Here is a 25140-nt window from a genome sequence, read left to right as displayed (position 1 = left end):
GGTGGTACAGGTTGTACGTTGTGAGCTGTTGCAGGCCCCTTGAGGGGCTCTTGTCAACTGTGATCCCTGGCTGACTTTCTTGCGCTTGCTGTTACTGCAACTTCACATTCCAGTTCGCTTCCACGCATTTCACGTAGTTCCCGGCCAGCAAGGCACTGTAGGGCGTTTGATAGCTGACCAACTGGCATTGATTGTCGCCACCCGCGCTCCAGTTCTTTTCCCAATAGATGTTGTAGGAAGCGGAACTGGCCGGGGTAAAGCGTTGCATATTGGCGCACGACAATTGTTCGCGGGAATAATCCCAGCCCATGTCGGTGGCAAATTGCTTGTAGTAATCAATGCGGTTTTGTGCGGCCTGCTTTTCCGTACCCTGCCCACACTCGGCATTGATGATCATGATGGTGGTGGCAAAGTTATTGCCGGCACCGGCCGCCGTATCGGTCGCATTCGGCACCCACGTGCCGTCGAGCACATGCAGCATCGACGGTTTCGGTGGCTGCGGATAGACAAAGAAGAACGTGGCCGAGGCCAGGTTCAGCCAGGTCGAGGCCACCAGGTCAGGATTTTTCAGCAGCACGGATTGATCGCCGTCATGCATGGCTTGCGAAAACGGACCGTAATTGTAGTTGTAGGACAGCTGCTTGGCACCGCGGCCAAAATATTTTTTGAAGCTGCCGTCGGCATTCTTGCCGCAGGTCCACACCTTGTTGAAGACGGGGTCGGCGCATTCGATGTTGTAACCGCAGCCCACACCCATCTCGTCGCAGCCCAGTTCGCGCAAATACTTCAAGCCCTGGCGCCATTGCGGCAAGGGGCTGTTGGCATTATGGTCGCCCGTTTCCTGCCCGAAATGGGCAAACATGGTGGCCAGACTATGACGGCAGATGGCGTCCGCATTGCGCCCGTCGCTGTAGTCGTCGCACACGGCAGGGAACTTGGCCACGGCTTGCAAGAAGCGCTGGTAGGTGTAGCTGACGTCGCGCGCGGCAAAATAGTAGTCCCACTTCGCCGCCGGCAGCAGGCGTTCGACGCGCTTGACGTTGAGCGGATTAGTGGCCAGGCCAGGCTGAACGGCTTCGACGGCCGTATTGCCCAACGTACGGATCGAGGCCTTGACCTTGCGGAAAAAGTCATTATTCGTCAGCGCTGCCTCGTTGGCCTCGGCCTGGGCCTTGGTGGGCACGCCTGGTGTCGGTGTCGGGGTCGGGGTCGGGGTTGGTGGCGGGGTTGGGGTTGGGGTTGGGGTTGGGGTTGGGGTTGGGGTTGGGGTTGGGGTTGGGGTTGGGGTTGGGGTTGGGGTTGGGGTTGGGGTTGGCGTACTGGTATCGAGGCTCCACGGCCCCCACTGATCGTTGCCCGGTGCCGTGCCCTGCACCCACCATTTGGCGCGGTAGACCTTGCCGTCGTACACGGCGCATTGCCCTGCCGTGTAGACGGCGCTGGCGCTCCAGGCCGTGCAACTGTCGCTGACGGCGGTGGCAGCGAGCAGCGTCGATGGGGATGGGGGTTGGGTAGTGGAATTGCCGCCGCAAGCGAGCAGCGCGCTGCCCAGCAGGCCAGCCATGAATGGCGTCGCCAGCCGGCTTGATTGCCGTGTCTTCACATTGTCTCCTGAACGTTATACGAAAACTATCGAAGTAGCTTTTTATGTTGTACGTAAAGAAAGCCCAAAGCAGCATCGGCTTTCTATACAGAGAATGCGACGTCGGAAATTGGTAGTCAAGTGGTTTTATATAACCGTATTTTTTTCAATACCAGTCACGTCAGGCGGCCCCGCTACAGCGCGGCAGGCAACGAATGAGGGAAGTGGAAAATGCCGTGTTTGCAGCAACTGCCGGCAATACCGCGCCGACAACGCTGCGGCAAGTGGTATTAGCACTGCCGTACACGTTTTTAAGCGTTGCAGTATCAACACTTAAATAGATTTTCAAGGAAACGATACGATGTGCGTTCAAAAAATGAATTGACATCCGCCCCTTCGTCAACGAAGGCCATTCCTACGGCACTCAAACAAAAGCTGCTTGAGTCGCTTCGCTAGGAAGCTGCTTCATCGAGCGACCTGAATGCATCATCTCTCGACGGATAGCGAAGATGCGAGGCACTGTGGGCACCAGGGAAAAAGAGGGTTTTGATAGAAAAAGCAATCTAAAACCAGTTTGGTTTTTTTGCAAGGCACACGCTCGAAGCGTGCGCCTTGCAATGTGCCACTTGCAAGCTAGGCCAGTAGGAAACGTCCGCCGCTGGCGTCAGCAGCGGGCGTATTCATCTAGCGGCATAGACGCTTAATAGCGGTACTCCAGGTTGATCCATACGCGTGGCCGCGGATCACTATTCGTTTCCGACATTGGCCGCCCTCCTGTATTGCGCCAAGCCAGGGCCACATCCGCGCTCCAGGCCTGCTGCTGGTAACGCAGACCCAAGCCACTGCCGCGCAGGCTGCGCCGGTTATCACTGGCCGCGACCGGATCGGCGTTGACCGTGATGCGCCCTGCATCCATGAAGGCATATGGCGTATAGGCGCCAGCGGCATAGCGCAGTTCCAGCTGTGCCAGGCCGCCCTCGTCGCCGGTGGCTTCGCCGGATGGATACGCGCGCACGCCACTGGCGCCGCCCAGGCTCAGCTTTTCGGACGAATCGAGGTTCTTGTTGGCCTGCTGCCAGCTCAAGTGGGCCATCAGGCTGAAACCGGCGGGCAAGGATTGCAGGCGCACCACATCGAGGTTGACCTTGCGAAAACGACCGTTGCTCTTGTAATAATCAACGGCAGTCAAGCCCGCATCGAGTTTCAGCTTGCCTGGAGTCCAGCTCACGCTACCGTAGGTGATGCCATCGAACGCGTCGCGGTAATCGAATTGCAGTGCCATTGGCATGGACTGGCTGGACTTGCTTTCGTAAGTGGCGGTGCTATCGCGGTTATCGTGCAAATCCTTCGATTGATAGGTGGCGATCAAGGTCAGATTGGCCTTTTGCGAGCGCAAGATGGGATAGCTGAGGCCAGCGCTGGCAACCTTCGCGGTTCCATTCGCATGCAGGTTGGCGAATTCCTTCGCCAGCGCATAGCTGGTATGCGAGTAGCCTATGTTACCGCGCAAACCGGACGCTCCCAAAGGCAGGCTGTAGCCAAGCGAGCCGAGCCATAAATCCTCCTCGCTCAACAGAGCACGCACGCTGAGCTGGTCGCCTAGCAGGAAGGGACTATTGATGTCGACATTCGCACGCACGCGATTTCTTCCCGTGTAGCGGCTGCCGGCATTGTCCAGGCCGACATCACCGCTCACGCGTTTGTCGCGAGCAACCTGGACGATCAAATCGCCCGTCCCCGCTGCCGTTCCAGGACGCATGGCGGCGGCCGAAGTGATACCGGGCAAATCGTCCAGCAACAGGGCGGCCCGTTCCAGCGCTCCACTGGCGATCACGCTACCGGGACGCAAGCCATCGAGGAAGGCCGTCGCCTGCCGCACCAGAACGCCATCGTCGCCTTGCGCCTGCACCGCGCCATAACGCCCCTCAATGACGTCGATGCGCAAGTAGCCCTGTTCCAAGTCTTGCGGCGGCAGTACGGCGCGGGCGAACGGGTAGCCGCTAGCCTGGTAAACACCGGTGATGCGCTCGGCCAAGTCACGCAAGCCGGCCAGATCGAACGTCTTGCCCGTGACATCGCCGAGCGCTGCACGCAGGGCTTCCTCGGCGACGACGGAATTGCCCGTCAGCGTGACCGAACGCAAGACCACGGACGCGCCTCCCGGCGCCAGGGCAGCGGAACCCAACGGCGCCTGAATCTTCAGTGACTGGCTTTCACGCGGCGGTGCAATCGGTGGCTGCAGACGCTGCAGGGTTTGCCCCGCATCAGGGGGAACTTGCGCCTGCGCGGCCGATGCAAAATGCCATAAAGCCAAACCCAGCGCCATGGCAACAGCGGTGTGCTGTGGATGTTGTTGTTTTTTCATAGTCTTTTTTTTGTATGTTGAATCAGTAACATCATTGCGCCACGCCTTCGGAGACCGGGACTGCGGGAGCAACGTTAATGCCGCCATTGATGACAAAGATGCGCGTAAAGCCTGACATGCCGCTGCCACCCGACGCTGGCAAAGCGGCCAGCAACGTATCTGGCGCAGTGCCTGTAGCCTCTGGCGCGGATTGCGCCGCCTCCACCCATGGCACCAAGGCCAGGCCGCCGATCAGGCTGATGCCGCCATCGGGCACGCTGTTGGCACCAGGAACGACAGACGCGATACCCGGCACGGCCAGGTCGATAGCCGAAGCAGTCGTGCCTGCCGCCACATCGTTGGTGCCGGTGGTGATTTGACGGCGCGCCAGGCGAATCGCGTTCTCCAATGCCGGATCGGCATCTATCGTCAAGTTGCCGTTTTGCGCCGTCACGACATAATTGCCATTGGCCAAGGCGGAAGCGTCGATCGTGTAACTACCGACGTTTTCACCAGCGGCGCGGCGCAGGACGCCGGCCAGGCTGTCACCGGCAACCAATTCACCCTTACTTACTTGATAAGTGAGGCCAGGATCGACGTTGCCGTAGACCTTGCTCTTCGCATCGGCCGTCACCGTGACCGGGCGCGCGTCGATGCTGGCGCTGATACCGCTGGTATTGAGCACATAATTGGCATTCGACAGGCTCAAGGTGCTGGAATCAAAGCTGCTGTAACGGCCGGCATTGCGGCCGCTGACGCTGGCAGAACCCGTGACGGCAGGCGCGCTGTCGCCATTGACCAGGCCCGACAGGACGAAGCCGGCATTAAACGTGGTACTGCCATCGTAGGTTTTCGTTACGGCCACGTTCAGCGCACGAGGCGTCACCGTCCAGTAGACAGGGCCGCCCGGCGTCAAGGTATAGCCTGCCTTGCCCAGAACCAGGCCCGTATCATATTGAATTGTGTACACGCCGGCCGACGAAGTCGCCGTCGGCGCACCGAGCCAGGATACGCTTCCGCTCGCGCTGGCATCCGTGATCAGCAAGCCGCCACTGAGCGCGTCGTACAGCGCATAGTTAAAGACCGGCACGTCGCCATACACGCTGCTGCCTGGCGTCAAGCGTACGTACACCGGCTTGGACGCATTGCCCGCCGCGTTATCGACAGAAACGATAGCGTCGTTCAATTGCGCCACTGGGGCCGCCGCGTAATACACGGACAGGCCTCCGGACTGTCCAGGCGCCAGGTCGGCCGCGCGCAGGAACATGGCATAACTGCCGTCAGTCTGGCCGGAAGTGACGGCGACGCCCCGCGGATCCTGATTGATGGCATTTGAAAAATTGCAGCAACGGGTATGGACGGTATCCACGCCAGCCGTGGTGGAGTAGAACAGGACGGCCGAACCGCTCGTGGTGCTGGAGGTTTCCGTCACCATCAGGGCGTTGGAAGCATTATTGCTACCAGCCAATGGAACAAATGCACCTGCTGTGATATTGCCCTTGATCTTATAGTTTCTATCCGACTCACCGATAAAGTCGTCGCCCGTTCCTAACCACATGCGCACATTCGTCAGCGCTGTACTGCTCAGATTGGTAAGCCGGCTATCCATGTTGACGAAAGCATCGCCAGCCTTCAAGGTATAGGTGTGCGTAATGCTGGCCGACTAGTTCAGGCTGCTGAAATTGAGCGTCCCCGTCGTCACGATCGATCCCATGCCTTCCTGGTAGCCTGCGATATTGAGTGAACGGTTGCTGAGCGCCGTGGCGTAGCTGCTCCCCGTCCCCATGCCATCGGGGCCGCCGGGCCTGCCGTCGGAGATCAGCACCTGTCCATCGTTATTCCAGGCATTGCTACCATTGCCGCCAGCGGCAACGGCAAATTCAAACGGGCGTCTCAGGGTCAGCTGAAACCAGCCGTCGCGACCCGCAGTGGTATTGTCGAAATAAAATGGCGTCTTCAACAGCCCATCGCTGGTGAACGAGTTTTCAACACCATCGCCAAAACGTACTTTGCCATTGCCCAGCAGCAGATTATTCACGCGTCCGGCACTGCCTTTTTGCCAGGTGAATGCGCTGGCATTCGGGATGTTCACGGCGACGCCCGGCGAAACACGGTAGGCACTGCCAGCGCCATCGGCCGTCGCCTGGCCGTACTGGTAAGCCAGCGATGCCGTGCCGGTGGCGTTCAGATTCGCATTGATGTTGATGTTGCGTTCTGCCGTCAGCGTGAGCTTGTTGGCAGACCAGTTGATGGCATCATTCACGTGGATGTCGCCATTGCCGCCCGTCGTCCCCATGCTGGTAGTCATGATGGAGAAATTGTTGCTGGCCAACGCATCCGCTACATCGGCGCCAGTCATGTTGCCGCCGCTGGCGGCCACCGTGAAGTCGTTCGGATCGATCAGCCAGGTGCCCGTCTTGCCGCGCGGAGCGGCCGTGGAGACACGCGCGGTGCCGATATCGACCCGATTCGCACTCGTCTCGACAAAGCCGCCGTCACCGCCTTGCGGCGCGCTGGCATCGAGCACGCCGGCGACATGGACACTCCCCTTGTGCATATCGCCCAGCAACACGATCTGGCCTTTTTCGCCGGTGGCCAGGGTATGCGCCTCGATCACGCCCGTATTGTTGATGACGCTGGAAGCGAGCTGGCCGGCCGCCTTCGCCGTAAGATAGACCTGGCCGCCATCGGCGCGGATGGCGCCGCCATTTTCGATCAGGGTGTCGATCGCGCCCTGTGTCACCTGCAGCCGGACCGGGCCGCCAAGATCAAGCGTGACCTCACTACCAGCACCGAGCAACACATTACCTGCATGGGCAGCGATGGTGCCGCTATTGCTGATCTTGGCCGAGATCAGGGCCACATAACCGCCGTCCGCCGCGCGGATCGCGCCGTCATTGACGACGCTGCCGGCGCCATTGCCGCTAAAGACGTGCTTGTTGCCGCCCAGGCTGGCATTGTCGACATCCAGGGTCGATGCGACGAGAGCGCCTACATTGACCTGCGCCGTACGGCCAAACAGGATGCCGTTCGGATTGATCAGATAGACCTGGCCGTTAGCATTGAGGCGCCCGAGTATCTGTGAGCCGTTGTGATCAAGAATGCGGTTGACCGCCAATGCACTGGCCGAGGGCTGGACGAAGTTGACGGTTTCCTTGCTGCCGACATTGAAGCTGGCCCAGTTCAAAGTAGCCTGCTGGCTGGTCTGCTGAATCGTCGTCGTCGTGCCAGACTGGCTGATGGTCGCCGTGCCGGCCACCACCTGGCCACCCGCCGGCCCGGCGCAAGCGGGGCCTCCCAGCGCCAATGCCGCCATGGCGGCAGCGGCGGCGGCCAACTTGCGGCGTGCGCCCTTGCCGCGCCCGCGCGACGTCTCGGCAACAGCAACCCAGGCGTTCAAAACGTGACTCCAGACGAGCCGATAAATGTGATTCAATGATCCATGACGATGCATACAGTCTATCCTTGTTAATCTTTTGCATACGGAATACCGATGCACCTTTGTAAGCGCGCCCATGGGTACGGGTGAGAAGGCGGGAACGACGATGTCAGCCGGCATGCGCCACGTGCGCCAACGGCTCTCCTCGCTTCCACTTACGTTGCTTTTTTAAACACAAATATGACAAAAAGCACCATAAATTCCTTAATCGCAATGCAACAAAGATTCTGGATTTATAAGTGAGCAAACCTGAGCGATTCCCGACCAATTCAGTCGGGAATGTGCCGCAAAAAAACTGACCATGTCACCCTGCCCGGCACAAGTGCGCGCCGCCAAAACGATCCGCCATTGTTGCGCCACGTTGAAGCTTGTCTTGCTTGTAGATGAGGCCATCGTGCGACGGCAAGGATGCAAATTTGTCGGCGAGCGCGGCTTTCGCGTCAGCGCAGCCGCCAAGCTGTCATGAAAATCGAAACCGGAAACTGCGGTTTTTCACGCTTCTTCGCGCTTTTTCAAGACTTTTCACCCCGTATACGACGCGCGGCGCGGCCCTTGGCAGGGGCGCGCCGCGCGCGAGAGCTTGTGACGGCTTACTTCTTGCTGAGGCGAGTAATCAAGCTGGACGTGTCATAACGGTTGCCGCCCGCCTGCTGCACTTCGGCATAGAACTGGTCCGTCAATGTCGTCACGGGCAAGTCGCTGCCGTTGCGCTGGGCTTCGGCGAGGCAAATGCCCAGGTCTTTGCGCATCAGGTCGACAGCGAAACCGAAGTCGAACTTGCGTTCGATCATGGTCTTGCCCCGGTTTTCCAGTTGCCACGACTGCGCCGCGCCCTTGGAAATCACGTCCACCACCAGCGCCGCGTCGAGGCCGGCATTTTCCGCAAAGGCGATGCCTTCGCTGAGCGCCTGCACCAGCCCCGCGATGCAGATCTGGTTGACCATTTTCGTCAGCTGGCCCGAACCGGAGGCACCCATATAGGTGACGGCGCGCGCGAACAGGGCGATGACGGGTTCGGCGCGCGCATACGCTTCCACATCGCCACCCACCATCACGGTCAGCTTGCCGTTTTCCGCGCCCGCCTGGCCACCGGACACGGGGGCGTCGAGGAAGAAGACGCCCTGCTCTTTCGCCGCCGCGTGCAAGGTGCGCGCCGCTTCGTTTGATGCCGTCGTGTGGTCGATCAGGATGCTGCCCGGCGCCATGGCGGACAGCAAGCCACCGTCTCCCAGGATGACTTGATACAGATCGTTATCGTTGCCGATGCACGTGAAGACGAACTCGGCGCCTGCAGCCGCGGCGGCCGGCGTGGCGGCGCTGCTGCCCTTGTGCTGCTCGAGCCAGGCGGCCGCGCGAGCCGGGTTGCGGTTGTACACGGTGACGTCATGCCCGCCCGCCGCCAGGTGAGCTGCCATGGGAAAACCCATGACGCCCAAACCGATGAATGCCATTTTTGCCATATTGTCCGTCCTGTCGATGAATGAATCTAATTATTGTTGCACAAATGGCCTATGTCGGCAGCATGGCGCGTCCATATGGCCAACATAGCGCGCAAGCAGTGGCGATTGGGGAACATCGGCATTTCAACTATGCAAGATAGAAATTGTGGCAAACATTTTATGTTGCATTTTTTTCTAGCAAATATTATATTGAATTGGCATCAGAAATTTTAATGCACAGCGCCGCTTTCCTTTTCCCCATCCCTTTTAAGGAGCCAGTCTTGCAAACCACATTGTCCCGCCTGAAAATCATGAGCGCAGCCGTCCTGCTGCTCGCCGCCAGCGCTGCACAGGCTGACATCACGGTCTTTACCAGCCAGTCTGCCTATCTGGCAGCGGTCGGCAATACCGGTGTCGATACCTTCAATGATTTGCCGGTCACGGCACTGGACAGCCCGCTGTACCGTAACGCTGGCAGCTACGCCTACACCGCCAGCAGCGTTGGCGCCTCGTCCATACTGTATGGTGCCGGCGCGGGCAGTGACCACTGGCTGAGTACGGACAACCGTAACGACAGCGTGCTGTTCTCCAACTTTTCCGGTGCCGTGCGCGGCGTGGGGGGATTCTTTTTCGGGTCGAACTTGTTCGGTGAATATGCCGGCAGCCCAAGCATTACCCTGACCGCCCGCAATGCGCTGGGTGAACAGCTCACCTACAAGTTGACCTTGCCGACGCAGGCGTCATTTGTCGGCTTCTTATCGTCGGGCGCCTTCTCCGAGCTGAGCGTCAGTAGCGCCGGACAGATCGGTATCTGGCCAACCATCAATAATTTGACGGTGTCGGCCGTACCGGAGCCAGCCACTTACGGCATGCTGCTGGGCGGCCTGGGTTTGCTGGGCTGCATGGCGCGCCGCAGGCGCACCAGCCAGCGCTAGGCAGCTGGTAACTGGCAACTGGCAACTGGCAAGACTGAGGCTGGAGCAGTTTATTGCGGTGGGGGCGCTGACAGTTACTGCTTGAATGGAGGAAAAAACGCCTTGCGCTGCGCGCTTTGGGCGGTTTTTCTACCTGCATTGATGCGCTGGTGATTTTCTGGCGTTGCGGGAATAAAAAAAAGCTCCCTTGCAGGAGCTTTTTTTATGTATTCTGGCGGAGAGGGTGGGATTCGAACCCACGGTACAATTTAACGTACGCTTGATTTCGAGTCAAGTACATTCGACCACTCTGCCACCTCTCCGTTTACTGCGGTCTATTCGTTCAAACTGGCATGCCCGTTTGAACGAGGCACTATTTTAGCATGGGCATTGTTCAGTTGGGTAGGGGGTTTGTTGCTAATCTTGCTGTTGAAAGGCGAAAACCATTGAGGCGATTTTTTGGAGGCGTCGCGGGGTGGGCTTATTACTGCCAGTCAAAAACTGATTGGACGATTCGGGGACGTCGCCGGGTATGCATAATACTACCAGTCAAAAACTGATTGGACGATTCGCGGACGTCGCCGGGTATGCATAATACTACCAGTCAAAAACCAATTGGACGATTCGGGGACGTCGCCGGGTATGCCTAATACTACCAGTCAAAAACCAATTGGACGATTCGGGGAGCCTCGCGCGAGTACGCGCTCGTCTTCGAATCCCACGCGTACGCCCCGCAGGGGGCGTACTCCTCTGCGCCGGCACAAATAAAAAAAGCTCCCTTGCGGGAGCTTCTTTTATTTGTTCTGGCGGAGAGGGTGGGATTCGAACCCACGGTACGATTTAACGTACGCTTGATTTCGAGTCAAGTACATTCGACCACTCTGCCACCTCTCCATTTACTGCGGTCTTTTCCCGCATTGCTGCGAGAAGGCAAGATTATAGCAGCCGCTCGAAAAAATGGAAGGACTATTTCAAGCCTTCCATGGCGGCCCCTACCGGGCTCTTTTACGCCGTCAAATGCGTCAAGCCACCCATGTAAGGACGCAGCACTGGCGGGATCTCGACGCTGCCATCGGCTTGCTGGTAGTTTTCCAACACGGCGACCAGGGTGCGGCCCACTGCCAGGCCGGAGCCGTTCAGGGTGTGCGCCAGTTCAGGCTTGCCGGCCGCGTTGCGGAAACGCGCTTGCATGCGACGGGCCTGGAAGGCTTCCGTGTTCGACAGGGAAGAGATTTCGCGGTAGGTGTTTTGCGCCGGCAGCCACACTTCCAGGTCGAAAGTTTTGCTGGCCGTAAAGCCCATGTCGCCCGTGCACAGCGACATCACGCGGTAAGGCAGGCCCAGGCGTTGCAGAATCGTTTCCGCATGGCCGACCATTTCATCGAGCACTTGGTACGAGGTATCCGGGTGCACCACTTGCACCATTTCCACCTTGTCGAACTGGTGCTGGCGGATCATGCCGCGCGTGTCGCGACCATAGCTGCCCGCTTCCGAACGGAAGCATGGCGTGTGGGCCGTCATTTTCAGGGGCAGCTGATCGAGCGCAAGGATTTCATCGCGCGCGATGTTGGTCAGCGACACTTCCGAGGTCGGGATCAGGTAGAAGGTCTCGCCCTCGCCTTCCACGCCGCCCTTTTTGACCGAAAACAGATCGGCTTCGAATTTCGGCAACTGGCCCGTGCCGCGCAGCGAATCGGCGTTGACCATGTAGGGGGTATAGCATTCCGTGTAGCCATGCTCGTCCACGTGCGTGTTGAGCATGAATTGCGCCAGCGCGCGATGCAAACGGGCGATGCCACCCTTCATGACAGAGAAGCGCGAACCGGTCAGCTTCGTCGCCACTTCGAAATCGAGGCCCAGCGGAGCACCCACGTCGACGTGGTCCTTGACCTCGAAATCGAAACTGCGCGGCGTGCCCACCTTGCGCACTTCCACGTTGCCCGACTCGTCAGTGCCTAGTGGCGCCGATTCATGCGGCAAATTCGGCACGGCCATGATGAAATCGCTGAGTTTGGCTTGCACCAGGGCCAGCGCCGCTTCATCGGCTTTCAATTCATCGCCCAGGCCAGCCACTTGCGCCATCACGGCCGAGGTATCTTCCCCCTTGCCTTTCAACATGCCGATTTGCTTGGACAGCGCGTTGCGCTTGCCCTGCAGCTCTTCGGTGCGCGTCTGGATCGCCTTGCGTTCGGCTTCGAGGGCATTGAAACCTGCCACGTCGAGCTGGAATTTGCGCGTTGCCAGGCGGGCGGCAACAGTGGCGATGTCTTTACGGAGAAGTTGGATATCTATCATGGGTGGATGGCGGTGCCGATGTATCGAAAGCACCCATTGTACCAAGACCCGTTCAGTTCTTTATGAGTTTTGCGCAGCGCCAAGCATCATCATGGTAGCCTGGCTGGACACTCGCCCCGCTTTATCGCAGGTGCTCAGACGGCGGATCAAATAAACGCAGCTTTTTCGGCAGCGCTCAAGCGGCGGGCGCTGACGCTGACGACGGGCATCGCGCTGTCGGCAGCCTGGGCAATCACGGTGTTGCTGGCACTCACTTCCAGGGGATGCGCGCCGGCAGTGGCAAAGCTGGCGCCGATGGCGATCATGGCGGCGGCGACAAAGGTGATTTCCATGTTTTTCAGTGCGTGCATGATGTGACTCCTGGTTAGTTTGCGTCGTTGACTGCTGCTGGTATGGTGGTACTTTAGCTAACGGCCACAAACAAGGCCACCGGCTTGCGACCAGCGGCCAAAAACAGGGAGCGAACGGTAAAAAACGGGGCTTGAAGCGCGCAGTGACAAGGCATCCTTGACGAGCTGCACTAAACGGCTGATCGCCTGCCCGATGCGGGCGCTGCCGGCATCATCGACAGCACTTTCTAACAACGTCGGCACGGGCAATTCTCGCTGCGCCTGGCACACTGGCAGGCTGGCGCCAGCGCCCTGCGCTGGGACTCTAGCTCAGCCCTTGCCGGCTACTTTCCCTGCTTTCCTGTCGAGCTCGCGCAGCCATGCCAATTTATCGGCAATCTTGCTTTCCAAGCCACGCGGCACGGGCTGGTACCAGCCCGGTTCAGCCATGCCGTCCGGGAAGTAGGTTTCGCCGGCCGCATACGCGTCAGGCTCGTCGTGCGCATAGCGGTAGGCGTGGCCGTAGCCGAGTTCCTTCATCAATTTGGTCGGCGCGTTGCGTAGGTGCACCGGCACTTCCTTTGATTTATCTTTCTTCACAAACGCCATGGCCGTGTTGAAAGCGTTGTAGCCGGCATTGCTTTTTGCGGCAATCGCAAGGTAGATTACCGCCTGGCCCAGCGCCAGCTCGCCTTCGGGCGAGCCCAGGCGTTCATACGTCGCGGCCGCGTCATTGGCCATGGTCAAGGCGCGCGGGTCGGCCAGGCCGATATCTTCCCAAGCCATGCGCACGATGCGGCGCGATAAATAGCGGGGGTCGGCGCCGCCATCGATCATGCGGCAAAACCAGTACAGAGCGGCGTCCGGGTTCGATCCCCGCACGGATTTATGCAAAGCGGAAATCTGGTCATAGAAATTGTCGCCGCCCTTGTCGAAGCGGCGCGAATTGAGGGTCAGCGCATTGTCGACAAAGGCTGCGTCGATATTCGTCGTGCCCGTCGAGCTGGCGGCCGTCTCGGCCTGTTCCAGCAAATTCAGAAAGCGGCGCGCATCGCCATCGGCGTAGCCGATCAGGGTGTCGGCGGCCGCCTCGTCGAAGCGCAAGTGGGTCAGCGCCGTGCTTTGCGCCTTGGCCAGCAAGAGCTTCATCTCGTCTTCGTTGAGCGATTTCAAGACATACACTTGCGCGCGCGACAGCAACGCCGAGTTGACTTCGAAACTGGGGTTTTCCGTCGTCGCGCCAATAAACGTCACCAGGCCCGACTCGACGAAAGGCAACAAGGCGTCCTGCTGCGACTTGTTGAAGCGGTGTATCTCGTCGACGAACAATAGCGTGTGCTTGCCGAACTGGTCCAGGCTGTGACGCGCCTGATCCATGGCTGCGCGAATATCTTTCACGCCTGCAAACACGGCCGACAGGGCGATGAATTCGCTGTCGAAGGCATTCGCCATCAGGCGCGCCAACGTCGTCTTGCCCACGCCGGGCGGCCCCCATAAAATCATCGAATGGGCCTTGCCGGCCTCGAATGCCAGGCGCAGCGGCTTGCCGACACCCAGCAGATGCGTCTGGCCGATCACTTCGTTGAGGGTACTTGGGCGCAAGGCTTCGGCCAGCGGCTGGCGCGGTGCGGTGGAAAAGAGATCCGCCATCATATTTACCGGGTAAGAATGCAAAGGCCTCGCATGGTGCGAGGCCGGTCAATAACAGTATGCGAAAAATTAATTATTAATCACATCCGCCCCTTTGGGCATGACAAATTTAAAGTGATTGGCAGATAGCGCCGGATTCTTCTGGAAATTCTTGAACGCCAGCACCGAGGTCTGGCCGAACGAGTCGCGCAACTCCATCGCTTCGGGCACGCCGTTGCGCAAGCCGATCATGATTTCGTCAAACGTCGTGTCCTTGGCTTTCGGCGTGGCTTTCAGCCACTCCAGGCCATCGCGCGTACCCGCTTCGGCCAGGGTGAAATTCTTTTCCAGGTCGTTACTGCCAAACAAGATCGCCGCTGGCGAGGAACCGAGCGCGTCGCCCAGTTTCTTGACCGTCACCTGGCTCAAATCCTTGTCATAGATATACAACTTGTCGCCGTCGGCTTGCAGCAACTGCTCGTAGGGTTTCAGATAGGTCCAGATGAACTTGCCGGGACGGGCGAATTCAAACGTGCCACTGGCCGGCGTCGATACCTTGGCCTTGCCGCTGGCGTCCGCCTTCTTGACTTGCCGCTGCACGAACTCGCCCTTGGCCGACTTGGTACCGGCCGCAAAGCTCTTGAATTGTTCCAAGGCACTGGCCGAGGCGCTGGCCGCGAACAGCAGGCTGCAGGCGATGCCTGCCGCGCCCACGACGATTTTTGCCACGACACTATATTGTTGCTTCATTCTTTTTATCCTTGTTCGCTACTTGCCACCGGCACCAGGATTTCCCGGTTGCCATTGGATTGCATGGTTGATACTACCCCGCTCTGTTCCATCTGCTCGAGCAGACGGGCGGCGCGGTTGTAGCCGATGCGCAAATGACGCTGCACCAGCGAAATCGAGGCGCGGCGGTTTTTCAACACCACCGCTACCGCCTGGTCATACAGGGCATCGGCCTCGCCACCGCCCTCGCCCGGCGCGCCGCCTTCGGCGCCGTCGCCTTCCAGGGTGCCGCCTTCGAGGATGCCCTCGATGTAATTCGGTTCGCCCTGCAGCTTCAGATAGCTGACGACTCTGTGCACTTCCTCATCGGAAACAAATGCACCGTGTACGCGCATCGGCAAGCCGGTGCCGGGCGGCATGTAGAGCATGTCGCCCATGCCGAGCAGGGCTTCCGCGCCCATCTGGTCGAGAATGGTGCGCGAGTCGATCTTCGACGACACCTGGAACGCGATACGCGTGGGAATGTTCGCCTTGATCAGTCCCGTGATCACGTCGACAGATGGGCGCTGCGTGGCCAGGATCAAGTGCAAACCGGCGGCGCGCGCCTTTTGCGCGATACGCGCAATCAGTTCCTCGACTTTTTTGCCCACCACCATCATCAAATCAGCCAACTCGTCGATGATGATGACGATGGTAGGCAGTTTATCGAGCGGCTCCGGCGAATCGGGCGTCAGGCTGAACGGATTCGGAATATGTTCTTCGCGCTTTTTCGCGTCGGCAATCTTCGCGTTGTAGCCGGCCAGATTACGCACGCCCATCTTGCTCATCAGCTTATAGCGGCGCTCCATCTCGTTGACGGCCCAGTTCAGCGCGTGTCCAGCCTGGCGCATGTCGGTAACCACGGGCGCCAGCAAGTGCGGAATGCCTTCGTAGACAGACATTTCCAGCATCTTCGGATCGATCAGGATCAGGCGCACGTCGAGCGGGTCAGCTTTGTACAGCAGCGACAAAATCGTCGCATTGATGCCCACGGACTTACCGGAACCGGTGGTGCCGGCCACCAGCAAGTGCGGCATCTTGGCAAGGTCGGCCACGACGGGCTTGCCAGCGATATCCTTGCCCAGCGCAATCGTCAGGCTCGACACGCCATCGTTGTAGACCTTGGAGCCGAGGATTTCCGTCAGGCGCACGATCTGGCGTTTGCTGTTCGGCAGTTCCAAGGCCATATAGTTCTTGCCGGGAATGGTTTCCACTACGCGGATCGAAGTGAGCGACAGCGAACGTGCCAAGTCACGCGCCAAGCCCACGATCTGGCTGCCCTTCACGCCCGTGGCCGGCTCGATTTCGTAGCGCGTGACCACGGGGCCCGGGTAAGCCACCACCACCTTGGCATCCACGCCAAAATCGGACAATTTCTTTTCGATCAGACGGCTCGTGAATTCAAGGGTTTCCACAGAAACCGTTTCCACCACAGGTGGCGCTTCGTCCAGCAAGGACAGCGGCGGCAACTTGCCACCGCCCGCTCCCTCGAACAGATGAGCTTGACGCTCCCTTTCCACGCGCTCCGACTTCACCACCGTAACGACTTGCGGCTCGATCTTCACGGGCGGCGCGACCACATGCTTTTCCACGTGTTTGGCGCGCTCGATCACCACCACTTCGTCGCGGCGCACGGCCGCCACTTCGCCCTGGCGGCGGTCTTCGCGGTCCTGGTAGCGCAGGACAAACCAGTTCACGGTGTCTTCGATGGCGCCGCCGATGCGCTCGGCCACTTGCAGCCAAGACACATGAAAAAACAGGCTGAAACCTAGGCCAAACAGCAACAGCAACAGCAAGGTGGCGCCCGTGAAACCGAAGGCCACGTGGGACGCGTGTCCCACCAACTGGCCCAGCACGCCACCGGGCTCGCGCGGCAATTGCACGTGCAGGCTTTTCGCCATACGCAGATATTCCAGGCCCATGCTGCCGATCAGCATGATGGAAAAGCCGACGATGCGGATCAGCATCTCGACATGGTGCTCGCGCTCGACCTCCTCCTCTTCGAGCAGGAAGCGCTTACTCAGGCGGCGATAGCCATGCCACACCGTGCGCAGCAGCCAGACGCACCACCACCAGGCGGAAAAACCAAAAATATACAGCAACAAATCGGAAAAAGTCGCCCCCAGCTTGCCGCCCAGGTTGGCTACCTTGTCGACCGAAGTCGCATGCGACCAACCCGGATCGAGCTTATTGAAGCTGGCCAGTATCAGCACGAAATACAGGGCAAACGCGGCCAGCGCGAACCAGCGCGCCTCGGACAGCAGCCGCACCAGCCGGTTCGGCAGGGGCCGGCGTTCGACCGGTTTGCGGGTGTAGCTATTTTGATTGGCCTGGGCTGGTTTAGTCATTCTGGGAAGCGCTGCAAGGTGATAAATGTTTCTGAAAGGGAATTTCCCATCATAAGCAAGTATTCTAAGCCATATATGCCCCTGACGGCCCCACGATTCGTCGCCACAGACGGCTTGGTCTATAATCAGCAATTGCTTGCGCGAGCACAAAACACCCTTGTTCTTTGCGCGTATGCCCCCAATTCGGACAGACCCCACTCATAGAGAAGCCTCCCATGACCACTACCAAACACGCCCGCGTTTTGATCCTCGGCTCCGGCCCAGCCGGCTATAGCGCCGCTGTCTACGCCGCCCGCGCCAACCTGAACCCGATGCTGGTCACCGGCGTGGAACAAGGCGGCCAACTGATGACCACCACCGACGTGGAAAACTGGCCCGGCGACCCGATGGGCGTGCAAGGCCCGGACCTGATGCAGCGCTTGCTGCAGCACGCCGAACGTTTTAATACGGAAATCGTGTTTGACCACATCCACACCACCTTCCTGAACGAAAAACCGATCCGCCTGAAGGGCGACAGCCACGAATACACGTGCGACACGCTGATCATCGCCACGGGCGCCTCCGCGCAATACCTGGGCCTGCCGTCGGAAGCGCAATTCATGGGCAAGGGCGTGTCTGCCTGCGCCACCTGCGATGGCTTCTTTTACCGCAACCAGGAAGTGGCCGTCGTCGGCGGCGGCAACACGGCCGTCGAAGAAGCGCTGTACCTGTCGAACATCGCCAATAAAGTCACCCTGATCCACCGCCGCGACAAGTTCCGCGCCGAAGCGATCCTGATCGACCGCCTGAATGCCAAGGTTGCCGAAGGCAAGATCGTGTTGAAATATAACCACACCCTCGATGAAGTGACTGGCGACGAAGGCGGCGTGACGGGCCTGAACATCAAATCGACCATCGACGGCAAGGTCGAAGCGCTCTCCGTGCACGGCGTGTTCATCGCCATCGGTCACAAGCCGAACACCGGCATCTTCGAAGGCCAGCTGGAGATGCACAACGGCTACATCAAGACAAAAACCGGCCTGGAAGGCATGGCCACGGCCACCAGCGCAGCGGGCGTGTTTGCCGCCGGCGACGTACAAGACCACATTTACCGCCAGGCTATCACCAGCGCCGGCACGGGTTGCATGGCAGCACTCGACGCCCAGCGCTACCTGGAAGGCCAGGAGTAAGCGTCGCATGGCGTCGATGAAAGACTTTGCCGACCTGAAAGCGGTCAGCAAGCAGCTCAAGGAGCAGGCCGATGCGCGCGCGCAAGCCGCCGTTGAGCGCGCCCAGCAAGTCAAGGTGCAGGCCGTGGAGAGCAATCTGTTCAAGGCCAGCATCGGCGGCGTCAAGCGCCTGCCCGAGTCAGACCGCTACGTGCCCAAGCTGCCCAAGGCGGGCGCCATGGCCTCGCAGCCGGTGCGCAAGCTGACGCCGGAAGAGGACCATGCGGCCGTGCTGCGCGAATCGCTGTCGGACTTGTTCGAGGTCGACCATTACCTGGAAAACGATCCGGCGCTGAACTATGCCCGTGCCGGCGTGGGACCGGACGTGGTGAAGAAGATGCGCAAGGGCCACTGGCCCATCCAGGATGAGCTGGACTTGCACGGCTTGCGCCGCGATGAGGCGCGCGACGCCATCGGTGCCTTTTTGAACCAGGCGACGCGGCGCAAGCTGCGCTGTGTGCGCGTGATCCACGGCAAGGGTTTTGGCTCGAAAGGCCAGGAACCGGTCTTGAAATCGATGGTGCACAGCTGGCTCGTGCAAAAGGATGAAGTCATCGCCTTTTGCCAGGCGCGCCGCTCCGAAGGAGGCGATGGCGCGCTGGTCGTTTTGCTTTCCGCAGCGCTGCAGCCGATACGCTAGGATTGATAGCCAGAAATTGTAATTGAGCAACAAGTTATCCCAATCAAGTCCCATGCGCACGGCCCCGTTTGTCACCATTCGGGGCCGTGTCATGTTAACCTGTGATAATTATTTCCTGCCCACGTGCTCTGCCCATGATGCCACCCCAACTGCCGCCTGGCTCGCTGATCAAGATCATTGAGGTCACCGCCATCCTGGTGGGCGCGTTTTCCGGCTTCATCGAAGCGCGCCGCAAGCGCATGGACCTGGTCGGTGTCTTCGTCGTCGCGTTCATCACCGCGTTTGGTGGCGGTACCCTGCGCGACATCCTGCTCGACAAGCGGCCTTTGTTCTGGGTTTCGCACCAGGAATACGCGATTTTGATCTTTGTGCTGGCACTGACGGCAGCGCCACTGATACAGCATTTGCGCCAGATCGTCTCGGAACGCCTGATCGTCATCGCCGACGCCATCGGCCTGGGCATGTTCGCCATCGCCGGCGTGGCCGAAGCCACGCGCGCCGGCATGCCACTCTTTATCGCCTCGATGATGGGCGTGATTACGGGGATTTTTGGCGGCGTGATGCGCGATATTGTCTGCAACGAAGTGCCGATGGTGTTTCGCGATGGCAAACCCTACGCCATCTGCGCGTTTTTCGGCTGCTGGGCCTATCTGCTGCAAATGCATTTCGGCGCCGAGCACGACTTCGCCCTGTGGACCAGTGCCAGCGGCATCACGGTGCTGCGCCTCATATGCTGGAAATTCGATATGCGGGTGGGACGGTGAAGCGCGCTGCTGCGCAATCGGGCCGCTTTGGTGGCTCAGCAGCGTCGGCTTACGCGCTGGCGCGCTAACCCGACCTGCGGCATGACCCACATTGCTACACGTAGGTCGGAATAGGCTCGAAGAGCCGTCATCCGACAACATTGTTGGCTTGGATTTACACCGCGTCCGGACCCGTCTCGCCCGTACGGATGCGGATAACCTGCTCCACGTCGCGCACGAAAATCTTGCCGTCGCCAATCTTGCCCGTGCGGGCCGCCTTGATGATGGCGTCGACCACCAGCTCCGAGATGCTGCCGTCCACCACCACTTCGACTTTAACTTTCGGCAAGAAATCAACCACGTACTCGGCGCCACGGTACAGCTCGGTATGCCCCTTCTGGCGGCCGAAACCCTTCACTTCCGTCACGGTCAAGCCCGTCACGTTGACATCGGCCAGGGCCTCGCGTACTTCGTCGAGCTTGAATGGTTTGATGATGGCGGTAATCTGTTTCATGGCTACTCCTAAAAATTGTTGGATCGTGGACAGATGGCTGCTTATTCGTAGAACTTGGAAGTAATCGGGTAGCGCCAGTCGCGACCGAAGCCACGGTGTGTGACGCGGATGCCCACCGGCGACTGGCGCCGCTTGTATTCATTGATCTTGATCAGTCGCGTGACCCGGGCCACATCGGCTGGCGGGTAGCCAGCGTCGATAATGTCGGCGAGCGGGCGGTTTTCTTCCATGTACAGCTGCATGATGGCGTCGAGTACCTCATATGGCGGCAAGGAATCCTGGTCCAGCTGGTCGGCGCGCAACTCGGCGGACGGTCCGCGCGTCAGGATGCGTTCGGGTATCACGTCCAACACGCTGTTACGCCAGGCACACAGGCGGTACACCAGCGTCTTGGCGATATCCTTGAGCACGGCAAAGCCGCCCGCCATGTCGCCATACAGGGTGCAATAGCCAACTGCCATCTCGCTCTTGTTGCCCGTCGTCAGCACGATGCTGCCATGCTTGTTCGACAGCGCCATCAGCAAGGTGCCGCGGATGCGCGCCTGGATGTTTTCTTCCGTCGCGTCTTGCGCCAATCCCGCAAACTCGCCAGCGAGGGTGGCGCGGAAAGCATCGAAGGTAGGCTGGATCGGTATTTCATCGTAGCGCACATTGAGCCGTTTTACCATGTCGCGCGAATCGATCCACGAGATATCGGCCGTAAATTGCGATGGCATCATCACCGCGCGCACCTTGTCGGCGCCCAGCGCATCGACGGCGATGGCCAGGGTCAGGGCGGAATCAACACCGCCCGACATGCCGATCAGCACGCCCGGGAAGCCATTTTTGCCTACATAGTCGCGCACGCCCAGCACCAAGGCCTGGTACACCTGCGCCTCAATGCTCAACGGCGCGGCCAGCGCTTGCGGCACGGGCTTGGCGCCGTCGAATTGGACCAGTTGCAAGTCTTCCTCGAAATGGCGCAGCTGGGCGCAAATGGTACCGGCCGCATCCATGACAAAGGAATCGCCGTCGAAAATGAGCTCATCCTGGCCACCGACCAGGTTGGCGTAGACCAGGGCCATGCCTTGCGCACTGACATTCTTGCGCATGGTTTCATAACGCAGATGCTGCTTGTTCATGTGGTACGGCGAGCCATTCGGCACCAGCAGTACTTGCGCGCCGGCCGAGCGGGCGCGCATCGGGGCATGCTCGAACCATGTGTCTTCGCAGATATTGATGCCGAAACGCACGCCCTTCACGCCAAACACAAACGCCTGGTCCGACGACGTGAAATAGCGTTTTTCATCGAAAACAGTCGTGTTCGGCAAGTCGTGCTTGCGGTAGGTGCCGAGCACTTCGCCGTTCAGCAGCACGCAGGCAGCATTGTGGCGCACGCCCTTGGCGTCTTGCAGGGGCAAGCCCACCACGACGTGCAAATCCTTGAACTGGGCGAGGTCGGCGGCCAGTCCGGCAAACGCTTCCTGTGTTTTTGCGTAGAATGCATTACGCAGCAACAGGTCCTCGGGCGGATAGCCAACGAGCGACAGTTCCGGCGTGAGCACGATATCGGCGCCCGCCTCAAATGCGCGGCGGGAAAGGTCGAAGATCTTGGCACGGTTACCGGCCAGATCGCCGACCGTACTATTCATTTGAGCAATTGCGACTTTGACTGTCATGATGGTGGAAATTTCGTTTTATTAATTTAATTAAACAAGAACAAGACAGGGGCGCACAGGCCGGTGATGGCGCCCCGAGAGTGATCAATGCAAACTACAACAATGAATTATCGCACGGCTGTCGTCTCTACCCTGGCTGAAATTGGCGAAGCGGCCTGGTCTGAACTGCTGGCCAGCCAGGCCGATGCCAGTCCCTTTCTCTCCTACGCCTTTTTGCACGCGCTACACGAGTCCGGCTGCGCCAGCGCCGACACCGGCTGGCAGCCGAATTACTTGGCGCTGTGGCAAGGCGAGACCCTGGCCGCCGCCCTGCCCCTGTACCTGAAAATGCACTCGTATGGCGAATACGTGTTCGATTGGGCCTGGGCTGAAGCTTATCAACAGCATGGTCTTGAATATTACCCGAAACTGTTATCGGCGATCCCCTTCACGCCCGTCAGCGGTGCACGCTTGCTGGCCCGCGATGACGAGGCGCGCGCCGCCCTGCTCGCCTTTTTGCAGACCCAGCAGCAAGCCAGTGCGGTGTCGTCCTGCCATATCCTGTTCCCGCCGGAAAGCGAGGCGCGCCAGCTGGCGCAAGCGGGCTACCTGATGCGTAGTGGCGTGCAGTTTCACTGGCTCAATCCGGGCTACACGGATTTCGAGCAATTCTTAGCTACCCTGGAACACAAGAAACGCAAGAATATCCGCGCCGAGCGGCGCAAGGTGCAGGAAGCGGGCGTGACCATGCGCCAGGTGCGCGGCGTCGACGCGCTTGACGCCGACTGGGTCCTGTTCCATCGCTGCTACAGCAATACCTACGCCGAACACCGCTCCTCGCCTTATTTGTCGCTGGAATTCTTCCGTCGCATCGGTGCCAGCATGGCGCAGAACATTTTATTGGTGATCGCCGAACGCGAAGGCCGGGCCATTGCCGCCTCGCTGGTGCTGCACACGGCTGACACCCTGTATGGCCGCTACTGGGGCGCGCTCGAGCACGTACCGTGTTTGCATTTCGAGACGGCCTACTACCAGCCGCTGGAGTTTTGCATCGCCAACGGCATCGCCACCTTCGAGGGTGGCGCCCAGGGCGAGCACAAGATGGCGCGCGGCTTTTTGCCGCAAAAGACTTGGTCCGCCCACTGGCTGGCGCACCCTGCCTTTGCCGATGCCGTGCAGCGCTTCCTCGAACGCGAGCGCGGCGGCATCGACGCCTACCTCGATGAATTGAACGAACACAGCCCGTTTCGCAGCTAGAAAAAGAAAAACGCTCCCGGCCATGCTAGACGGGGAGCGCTGTGAACCTCAGGCGCGAGTCAGACACGACTCCGGCGCCGCCTTGCTTAGGCTTGTTCAGCATCCTTCTTGAACGCAGCGACGCCGCTCAGGATTTCTTCCTTGGCCACGTCAGGACCGTACCAGCCGTCGATCTTGACCCATTTGCCTTTTTCCAGGTCTTTGTAATGCTCAAAGAAATGCTGGATCTGGCGCAGGCGCAGTTCATTCAAGTCTTCCGGCTTTTGCCAGTGGCTGTAGATCGACAGGACCTTGTCGACTGGCACGGCGAGTACTTTCGCGTCTTCACCCGACTCGTCGGTCATTTTCAGCACGCCGATAGGACGGCAGCGCACGACCACGCCTGGGATCAGCGGGAATGGGGTGATGACCAGCACGTCAACCGGGTCGCCGTCCGGCGACAGGGTGTTCGGCACGTAGCCGTAGTTGCACGGGTAATGCATGGCGGTACCCATGAAGCGATCGACGAAAATCGCGCCGCTTTCCTTATCGACTTCGTACTTGATCGGATCGGCATTCATCGGGATTTCGATGATGACGTTGAAATCGTTTGGCAGGTCGCGGCCGGAAGAGACGTTATTCAAACTCATGGGGTTCCTCATTAGCGGATTGTGTTTTAACCGCGCAATTATAGCGAAGTAAGGGCGGCTTGTGCGCTGCAGCAGCAGCGCTGCCGACATTTTGCGCCCCAAGCCAACAACAGTGGCATGCACGGCGCGCAAGGCGCCACCGCGTGCGCAATAAAAAGCCGTTCAGTGTGCACGGAACGGCTTTTTCAGGTCTGCAGAAACAGCTTACAAGCTGACTTGCAAACTGGCTTACAGGATGGTGGCCAGCGCGCACTGCCGGTAATGGGCAGCAGCCTGTTCCGTCTGCTGCAAGGCATCGTGCATCTGCGCCAGCTTCAAGTGCGCGTCGCGCACCATTTGCGGCTCGTTCGCGTCCGACAAAGCCTGCTCCAGGTGGCGCTGAGCCTTGCCCCACAGTTTTTGTTTGAGGCACAAGGCACCCAGGGTCAGCGCCAGTTCCGCATCGAGCGGACGTTGTTTCATCCATTGCTCGCAATGCTCGATCTGCAGCAGCAGGGCCGGTGTGCCGGCCGGTGCCGCCGCTAAGCGGTAGGCGCGCACGACACGCGCATCCCAATCGGCGGCCAGCGATTCTTCGCACACGAGGCGCGCTTCGTCGTGCAGGCCGCGCACATTCAGGGCCGTGGCGGCGCGGCAGGCGATGTAGGGCTTGACGCGGTCTACACTCGGCACGCTGGACCACACGCGCATCAACGATTCGGCGTCATGCGATGGGTCGGACAGCAAATGGTCGTAGGCCAACTCGCGCAGGCGCGACGACAAAGCCGGATGCAAGGCGCGATGCTTGTCGAGCGAACGCACGAGGCGCAGCACTTCCGGCCAGTTCTTGGCCTGCTGCTCGGCTTTCAGCGACCATTGCAGCGCGTGGATATGCCGCGTGCCGCTGGCGTTGAGTTCACGCACGGCCGCCAGGGCCGCTTCGGGCTGATGGTCGTCGACCAGCAATTCTGTCACCGTCATCAAACGCGCCGTCTTCAAGCTGGCATCGGCTTCGACGCGGGCCAGCCAGCTGTCGCGGCGTTCGGACTGGCGCATGCGGTGCGCAGCGCGCGCGCCGATCAGCGCGGCCAAGCCGGCGTTTTCTTCCAGCTCGGCAGCGCGCAAGGCGGCCTTTTCGGCGTGGCCGAAACGCCCTTCGAACAGGGCTTTCAAGGCTTCGCGCAAGCCCTTGTTGCCATCACGCTCACGCTTGCGCTGGCGGTAGGCCGCCACTTGGGCTGGCATGCGCGCGGTGGCGCGCACGGCGCGCACCAGCAGGTAGAGCAGCACGAACAGCAGTGCTTGCAACAGCAGGAAGAAGTTCAGCGACAAATCGATGCGATATGGCGGGTAGAACAGCACCACATTGCCAGGGTTGAAACGGGCCGTCACGGCGATACCGATCGCCGTAGCCATCAGGGCGAGTAACCAGAGAAATAGACGCAT

The 25140-nt window shown here is 59.7% G+C and carries 19 protein-coding genes and 2 tRNA genes; 5 read left to right on the top strand and 16 right to left on the bottom strand.

Annotation, left to right across the window (positions count from 1 at the left end; genetic code table 11):
* Positions 1–91: 91 nt before the first annotated feature.
* From H4V96_RS06905 to H4V96_RS06885, 5 genes are all read right to left on the bottom strand, one after another.
* Positions 92–1603, bottom strand: coding sequence for a glycoside hydrolase family 19 protein (locus H4V96_RS06905; RefSeq protein ID WP_280720815.1), 1512 nt, complete (start codon positions 1601–1603; stop codon positions 92–94).
* Between the two features lie 679 nt (positions 1604–2282).
* The gene (locus tag H4V96_RS06900) at positions 2283–3947 is read right to left on the bottom strand and encodes a ShlB/FhaC/HecB family hemolysin secretion/activation protein (RefSeq protein WP_196856429.1); all 1665 of its coding nucleotides are present in this window, start codon (positions 3945–3947) and stop codon (positions 2283–2285) included.
* Positions 3948–3978: 31 nt separating this feature from the next.
* Entirely contained in the window at positions 3979–5562 is a 1584-nt protein-coding gene (locus tag H4V96_RS06895) for an MBG domain-containing protein (RefSeq protein ID WP_280720814.1), read from the bottom strand.
* Between the two features lie 27 nt (positions 5563–5589).
* Positions 5590–7380: a filamentous hemagglutinin N-terminal domain-containing protein gene (locus H4V96_RS06890; RefSeq protein ID WP_280720813.1), complete on the bottom strand. Its 1791-nt coding sequence runs from the start codon at positions 7378–7380 to the stop codon at positions 5590–5592.
* Positions 7381–7955: 575 nt separating this feature from the next.
* Complete coding sequence (locus H4V96_RS06885) at positions 7956–8825, bottom strand: NAD(P)-dependent oxidoreductase (protein ID WP_196856432.1); 870 nt, start codon at positions 8823–8825, stop codon at positions 7956–7958.
* A gap of 260 nt (positions 8826–9085) precedes the next feature.
* On the opposite strand from H4V96_RS06885, the gene H4V96_RS06880 reads away from it, so the two are divergent.
* Positions 9086–9739: an FxDxF family PEP-CTERM protein gene (locus H4V96_RS06880; RefSeq protein WP_280720812.1), complete on the top strand. Its 654-nt coding sequence runs from the start codon at positions 9086–9088 to the stop codon at positions 9737–9739.
* A 212-nt stretch (positions 9740–9951) separates the two neighbouring features.
* Here H4V96_RS06880 and H4V96_RS06875 read toward each other — a convergent pair.
* The 7 genes from H4V96_RS06875 to H4V96_RS06845 all read right to left on the bottom strand — a co-directional run bounded on the left by H4V96_RS06875 (position 9952) and on the right by H4V96_RS06845 (position 17087).
* A tRNA-Ser gene (locus H4V96_RS06875) sits at positions 9952–10041 on the bottom strand.
* Between the two features lie 481 nt (positions 10042–10522).
* Positions 10523–10612, bottom strand: a tRNA-Ser gene (locus H4V96_RS06870).
* 111 nt (positions 10613–10723) lie between these two features.
* Positions 10724–12013 (bottom strand): serine--tRNA ligase, encoded by a 1290-nt coding sequence (gene serS, locus H4V96_RS06865; RefSeq protein WP_196856434.1) that lies wholly within the window; start codon positions 12011–12013, stop codon positions 10724–10726.
* 146 nt (positions 12014–12159) lie between these two features.
* Complete coding sequence (locus tag H4V96_RS06860) at positions 12160–12363, bottom strand: hypothetical protein (protein ID WP_010396568.1); 204 nt, start codon at positions 12361–12363, stop codon at positions 12160–12162.
* A 309-nt stretch (positions 12364–12672) separates the two neighbouring features.
* Positions 12673–13992: a replication-associated recombination protein A gene (locus H4V96_RS06855; RefSeq protein WP_196856478.1), complete on the bottom strand. Its 1320-nt coding sequence runs from the start codon at positions 13990–13992 to the stop codon at positions 12673–12675.
* Positions 13993–14061: 69 nt separating this feature from the next.
* Positions 14062–14721: an outer membrane lipoprotein chaperone LolA gene (gene lolA, locus H4V96_RS06850; protein ID WP_010396563.1), complete on the bottom strand. Its 660-nt coding sequence runs from the start codon at positions 14719–14721 to the stop codon at positions 14062–14064.
* Between the two features lie 5 nt (positions 14722–14726).
* On the bottom strand, positions 14727–17087 hold the full coding sequence (locus H4V96_RS06845) for a DNA translocase FtsK (RefSeq protein WP_196856435.1): 2361 nt from the start codon (positions 17085–17087) through the stop codon (positions 14727–14729).
* Positions 17088–17302: 215 nt separating this feature from the next.
* On the opposite strand from H4V96_RS06845, the gene trxB reads away from it, so the two are divergent.
* The 3 genes from trxB (at position 17303) to H4V96_RS06830 (ending at position 19699) form a co-directional block, all read left to right on the top strand.
* Entirely contained in the window at positions 17303–18256 is a 954-nt protein-coding gene (trxB, locus tag H4V96_RS06840; RefSeq protein ID WP_010396559.1) for a thioredoxin-disulfide reductase, read from the top strand.
* Between the two features lie 7 nt (positions 18257–18263).
* Positions 18264–18935: a Smr/MutS family protein gene (locus H4V96_RS06835; protein ID WP_196856436.1), complete on the top strand. Its 672-nt coding sequence runs from the start codon at positions 18264–18266 to the stop codon at positions 18933–18935.
* 134 nt (positions 18936–19069) lie between these two features.
* Positions 19070–19699 carry a trimeric intracellular cation channel family protein gene (locus tag H4V96_RS06830; protein WP_196856437.1) on the top strand — a complete coding sequence of 210 codons (630 nt, stop codon included), beginning with the start codon at positions 19070–19072 and terminating at the stop codon, positions 19697–19699.
* A 154-nt stretch (positions 19700–19853) separates the two neighbouring features.
* On the opposite strand, the gene H4V96_RS06825 is transcribed toward H4V96_RS06830, so the two are convergent.
* Together H4V96_RS06825 and H4V96_RS06820 are read right to left on the bottom strand one after the other, a co-directional pair.
* Complete coding sequence (locus H4V96_RS06825) at positions 19854–20192, bottom strand: P-II family nitrogen regulator (RefSeq protein WP_196856438.1); 339 nt, start codon at positions 20190–20192, stop codon at positions 19854–19856.
* A gap of 41 nt (positions 20193–20233) precedes the next feature.
* Positions 20234–21850, bottom strand: coding sequence for an NAD+ synthase (locus H4V96_RS06820; protein WP_010396552.1), 1617 nt, complete (start codon positions 21848–21850; stop codon positions 20234–20236).
* 102 nt (positions 21851–21952) lie between these two features.
* Here H4V96_RS06820 and H4V96_RS06815 point away from each other — a divergent pair, with 102 nt between their 5' ends.
* Positions 21953–23086 carry a GNAT family N-acetyltransferase gene (locus H4V96_RS06815; protein WP_196856479.1) on the top strand — a complete coding sequence of 378 codons (1134 nt, stop codon included), beginning with the start codon at positions 21953–21955 and terminating at the stop codon, positions 23084–23086.
* Between the two features lie 86 nt (positions 23087–23172).
* Here the strand turns inward: H4V96_RS06815 and ppa are convergent, their stop codons facing one another.
* Both ppa and H4V96_RS06805 read right to left on the bottom strand, forming a co-directional pair.
* On the bottom strand, positions 23173–23715 hold the full coding sequence (gene ppa / locus H4V96_RS06810) for an inorganic diphosphatase (protein WP_010396547.1): 543 nt from the start codon (positions 23713–23715) through the stop codon (positions 23173–23175).
* Positions 23716–23943: 228 nt separating this feature from the next.
* Entirely contained in the window at positions 23944–25140 is a 1197-nt protein-coding gene (locus tag H4V96_RS06805) for a heme biosynthesis protein HemY (RefSeq protein ID WP_080570602.1), read from the bottom strand.

Origin of the sequence: Janthinobacterium sp. CG_23.4 (assembly GCF_029892305.1) — a bacterium.
Lineage (GTDB): Bacteria > Pseudomonadota > Gammaproteobacteria > Burkholderiales > Burkholderiaceae_D > Janthinobacterium > Janthinobacterium lividum_D.
Note: the sequence above shows the minus strand (reverse complement) of the source record. Positions and strands in the feature narration are given on the sequence as shown.

Bases quoted from the DNA above. Each gene is read 5' to 3' on its own strand.
- H4V96_RS06815 (WP_196856479.1), top strand. From the start codon at position 21,953: ATGAATTATCGCACGGCTGTCGTCTCTACCCTGGCTGAAATTGGCGAA.
- ppa (WP_010396547.1), bottom strand. From the start codon at position 23,715: ATGAGTTTGAATAACGTCTCTTCCGGCCGCGACCTGCCAAACGATTTC.
- serS (WP_196856434.1), bottom strand. From the start codon at position 12,013: ATGATAGATATCCAACTTCTCCGTAAAGACATCGCCACTGTTGCCGCC.
- H4V96_RS06885 (WP_196856432.1), bottom strand. From the start codon at position 8,825: ATGGCAAAAATGGCATTCATCGGTTTGGGCGTCATGGGTTTTCCCATG.
- trxB (WP_010396559.1), top strand. From the start codon at position 17,303: ATGACCACTACCAAACACGCCCGCGTTTTGATCCTCGGCTCCGGCCCA.
- H4V96_RS06805 (WP_080570602.1), bottom strand. From the start codon at position 25,140: ATGCGTCTATTTCTCTGGTTACTCGCCCTGATGGCTACGGCGATCGGT.
- H4V96_RS06825 (WP_196856438.1), bottom strand. From the start codon at position 20,192: ATGAAACAGATTACCGCCATCATCAAACCATTCAAGCTCGACGAAGTA.
- H4V96_RS06820 (WP_010396552.1), bottom strand. From the start codon at position 21,850: ATGACAGTCAAAGTCGCAATTGCTCAAATGAATAGTACGGTCGGCGAT.
- H4V96_RS06835 (WP_196856436.1), top strand. From the start codon at position 18,264: ATGGCGTCGATGAAAGACTTTGCCGACCTGAAAGCGGTCAGCAAGCAG.
- H4V96_RS06860 (WP_010396568.1), bottom strand. From the start codon at position 12,363: ATGCACGCACTGAAAAACATGGAAATCACCTTTGTCGCCGCCGCCATG.
- H4V96_RS06900 (WP_196856429.1), bottom strand. From the start codon at position 3,947: ATGAAAAAACAACAACATCCACAGCACACCGCTGTTGCCATGGCGCTG.
- H4V96_RS06830 (WP_196856437.1), top strand. From the start codon at position 19,070: ATGATGCCACCCCAACTGCCGCCTGGCTCGCTGATCAAGATCATTGAG.
- H4V96_RS06845 (WP_196856435.1), bottom strand. From the start codon at position 17,087: ATGACTAAACCAGCCCAGGCCAATCAAAATAGCTACACCCGCAAACCG.
- H4V96_RS06890 (WP_280720813.1), bottom strand. From the start codon at position 7,380: ATGCATCGTCATGGATCATTGAATCACATTTATCGGCTCGTCTGGAGT.
- H4V96_RS06855 (WP_196856478.1), bottom strand. From the start codon at position 13,992: ATGGCGGATCTCTTTTCCACCGCACCGCGCCAGCCGCTGGCCGAAGCC.
- lolA (WP_010396563.1), bottom strand. From the start codon at position 14,721: ATGAAGCAACAATATAGTGTCGTGGCAAAAATCGTCGTGGGCGCGGCA.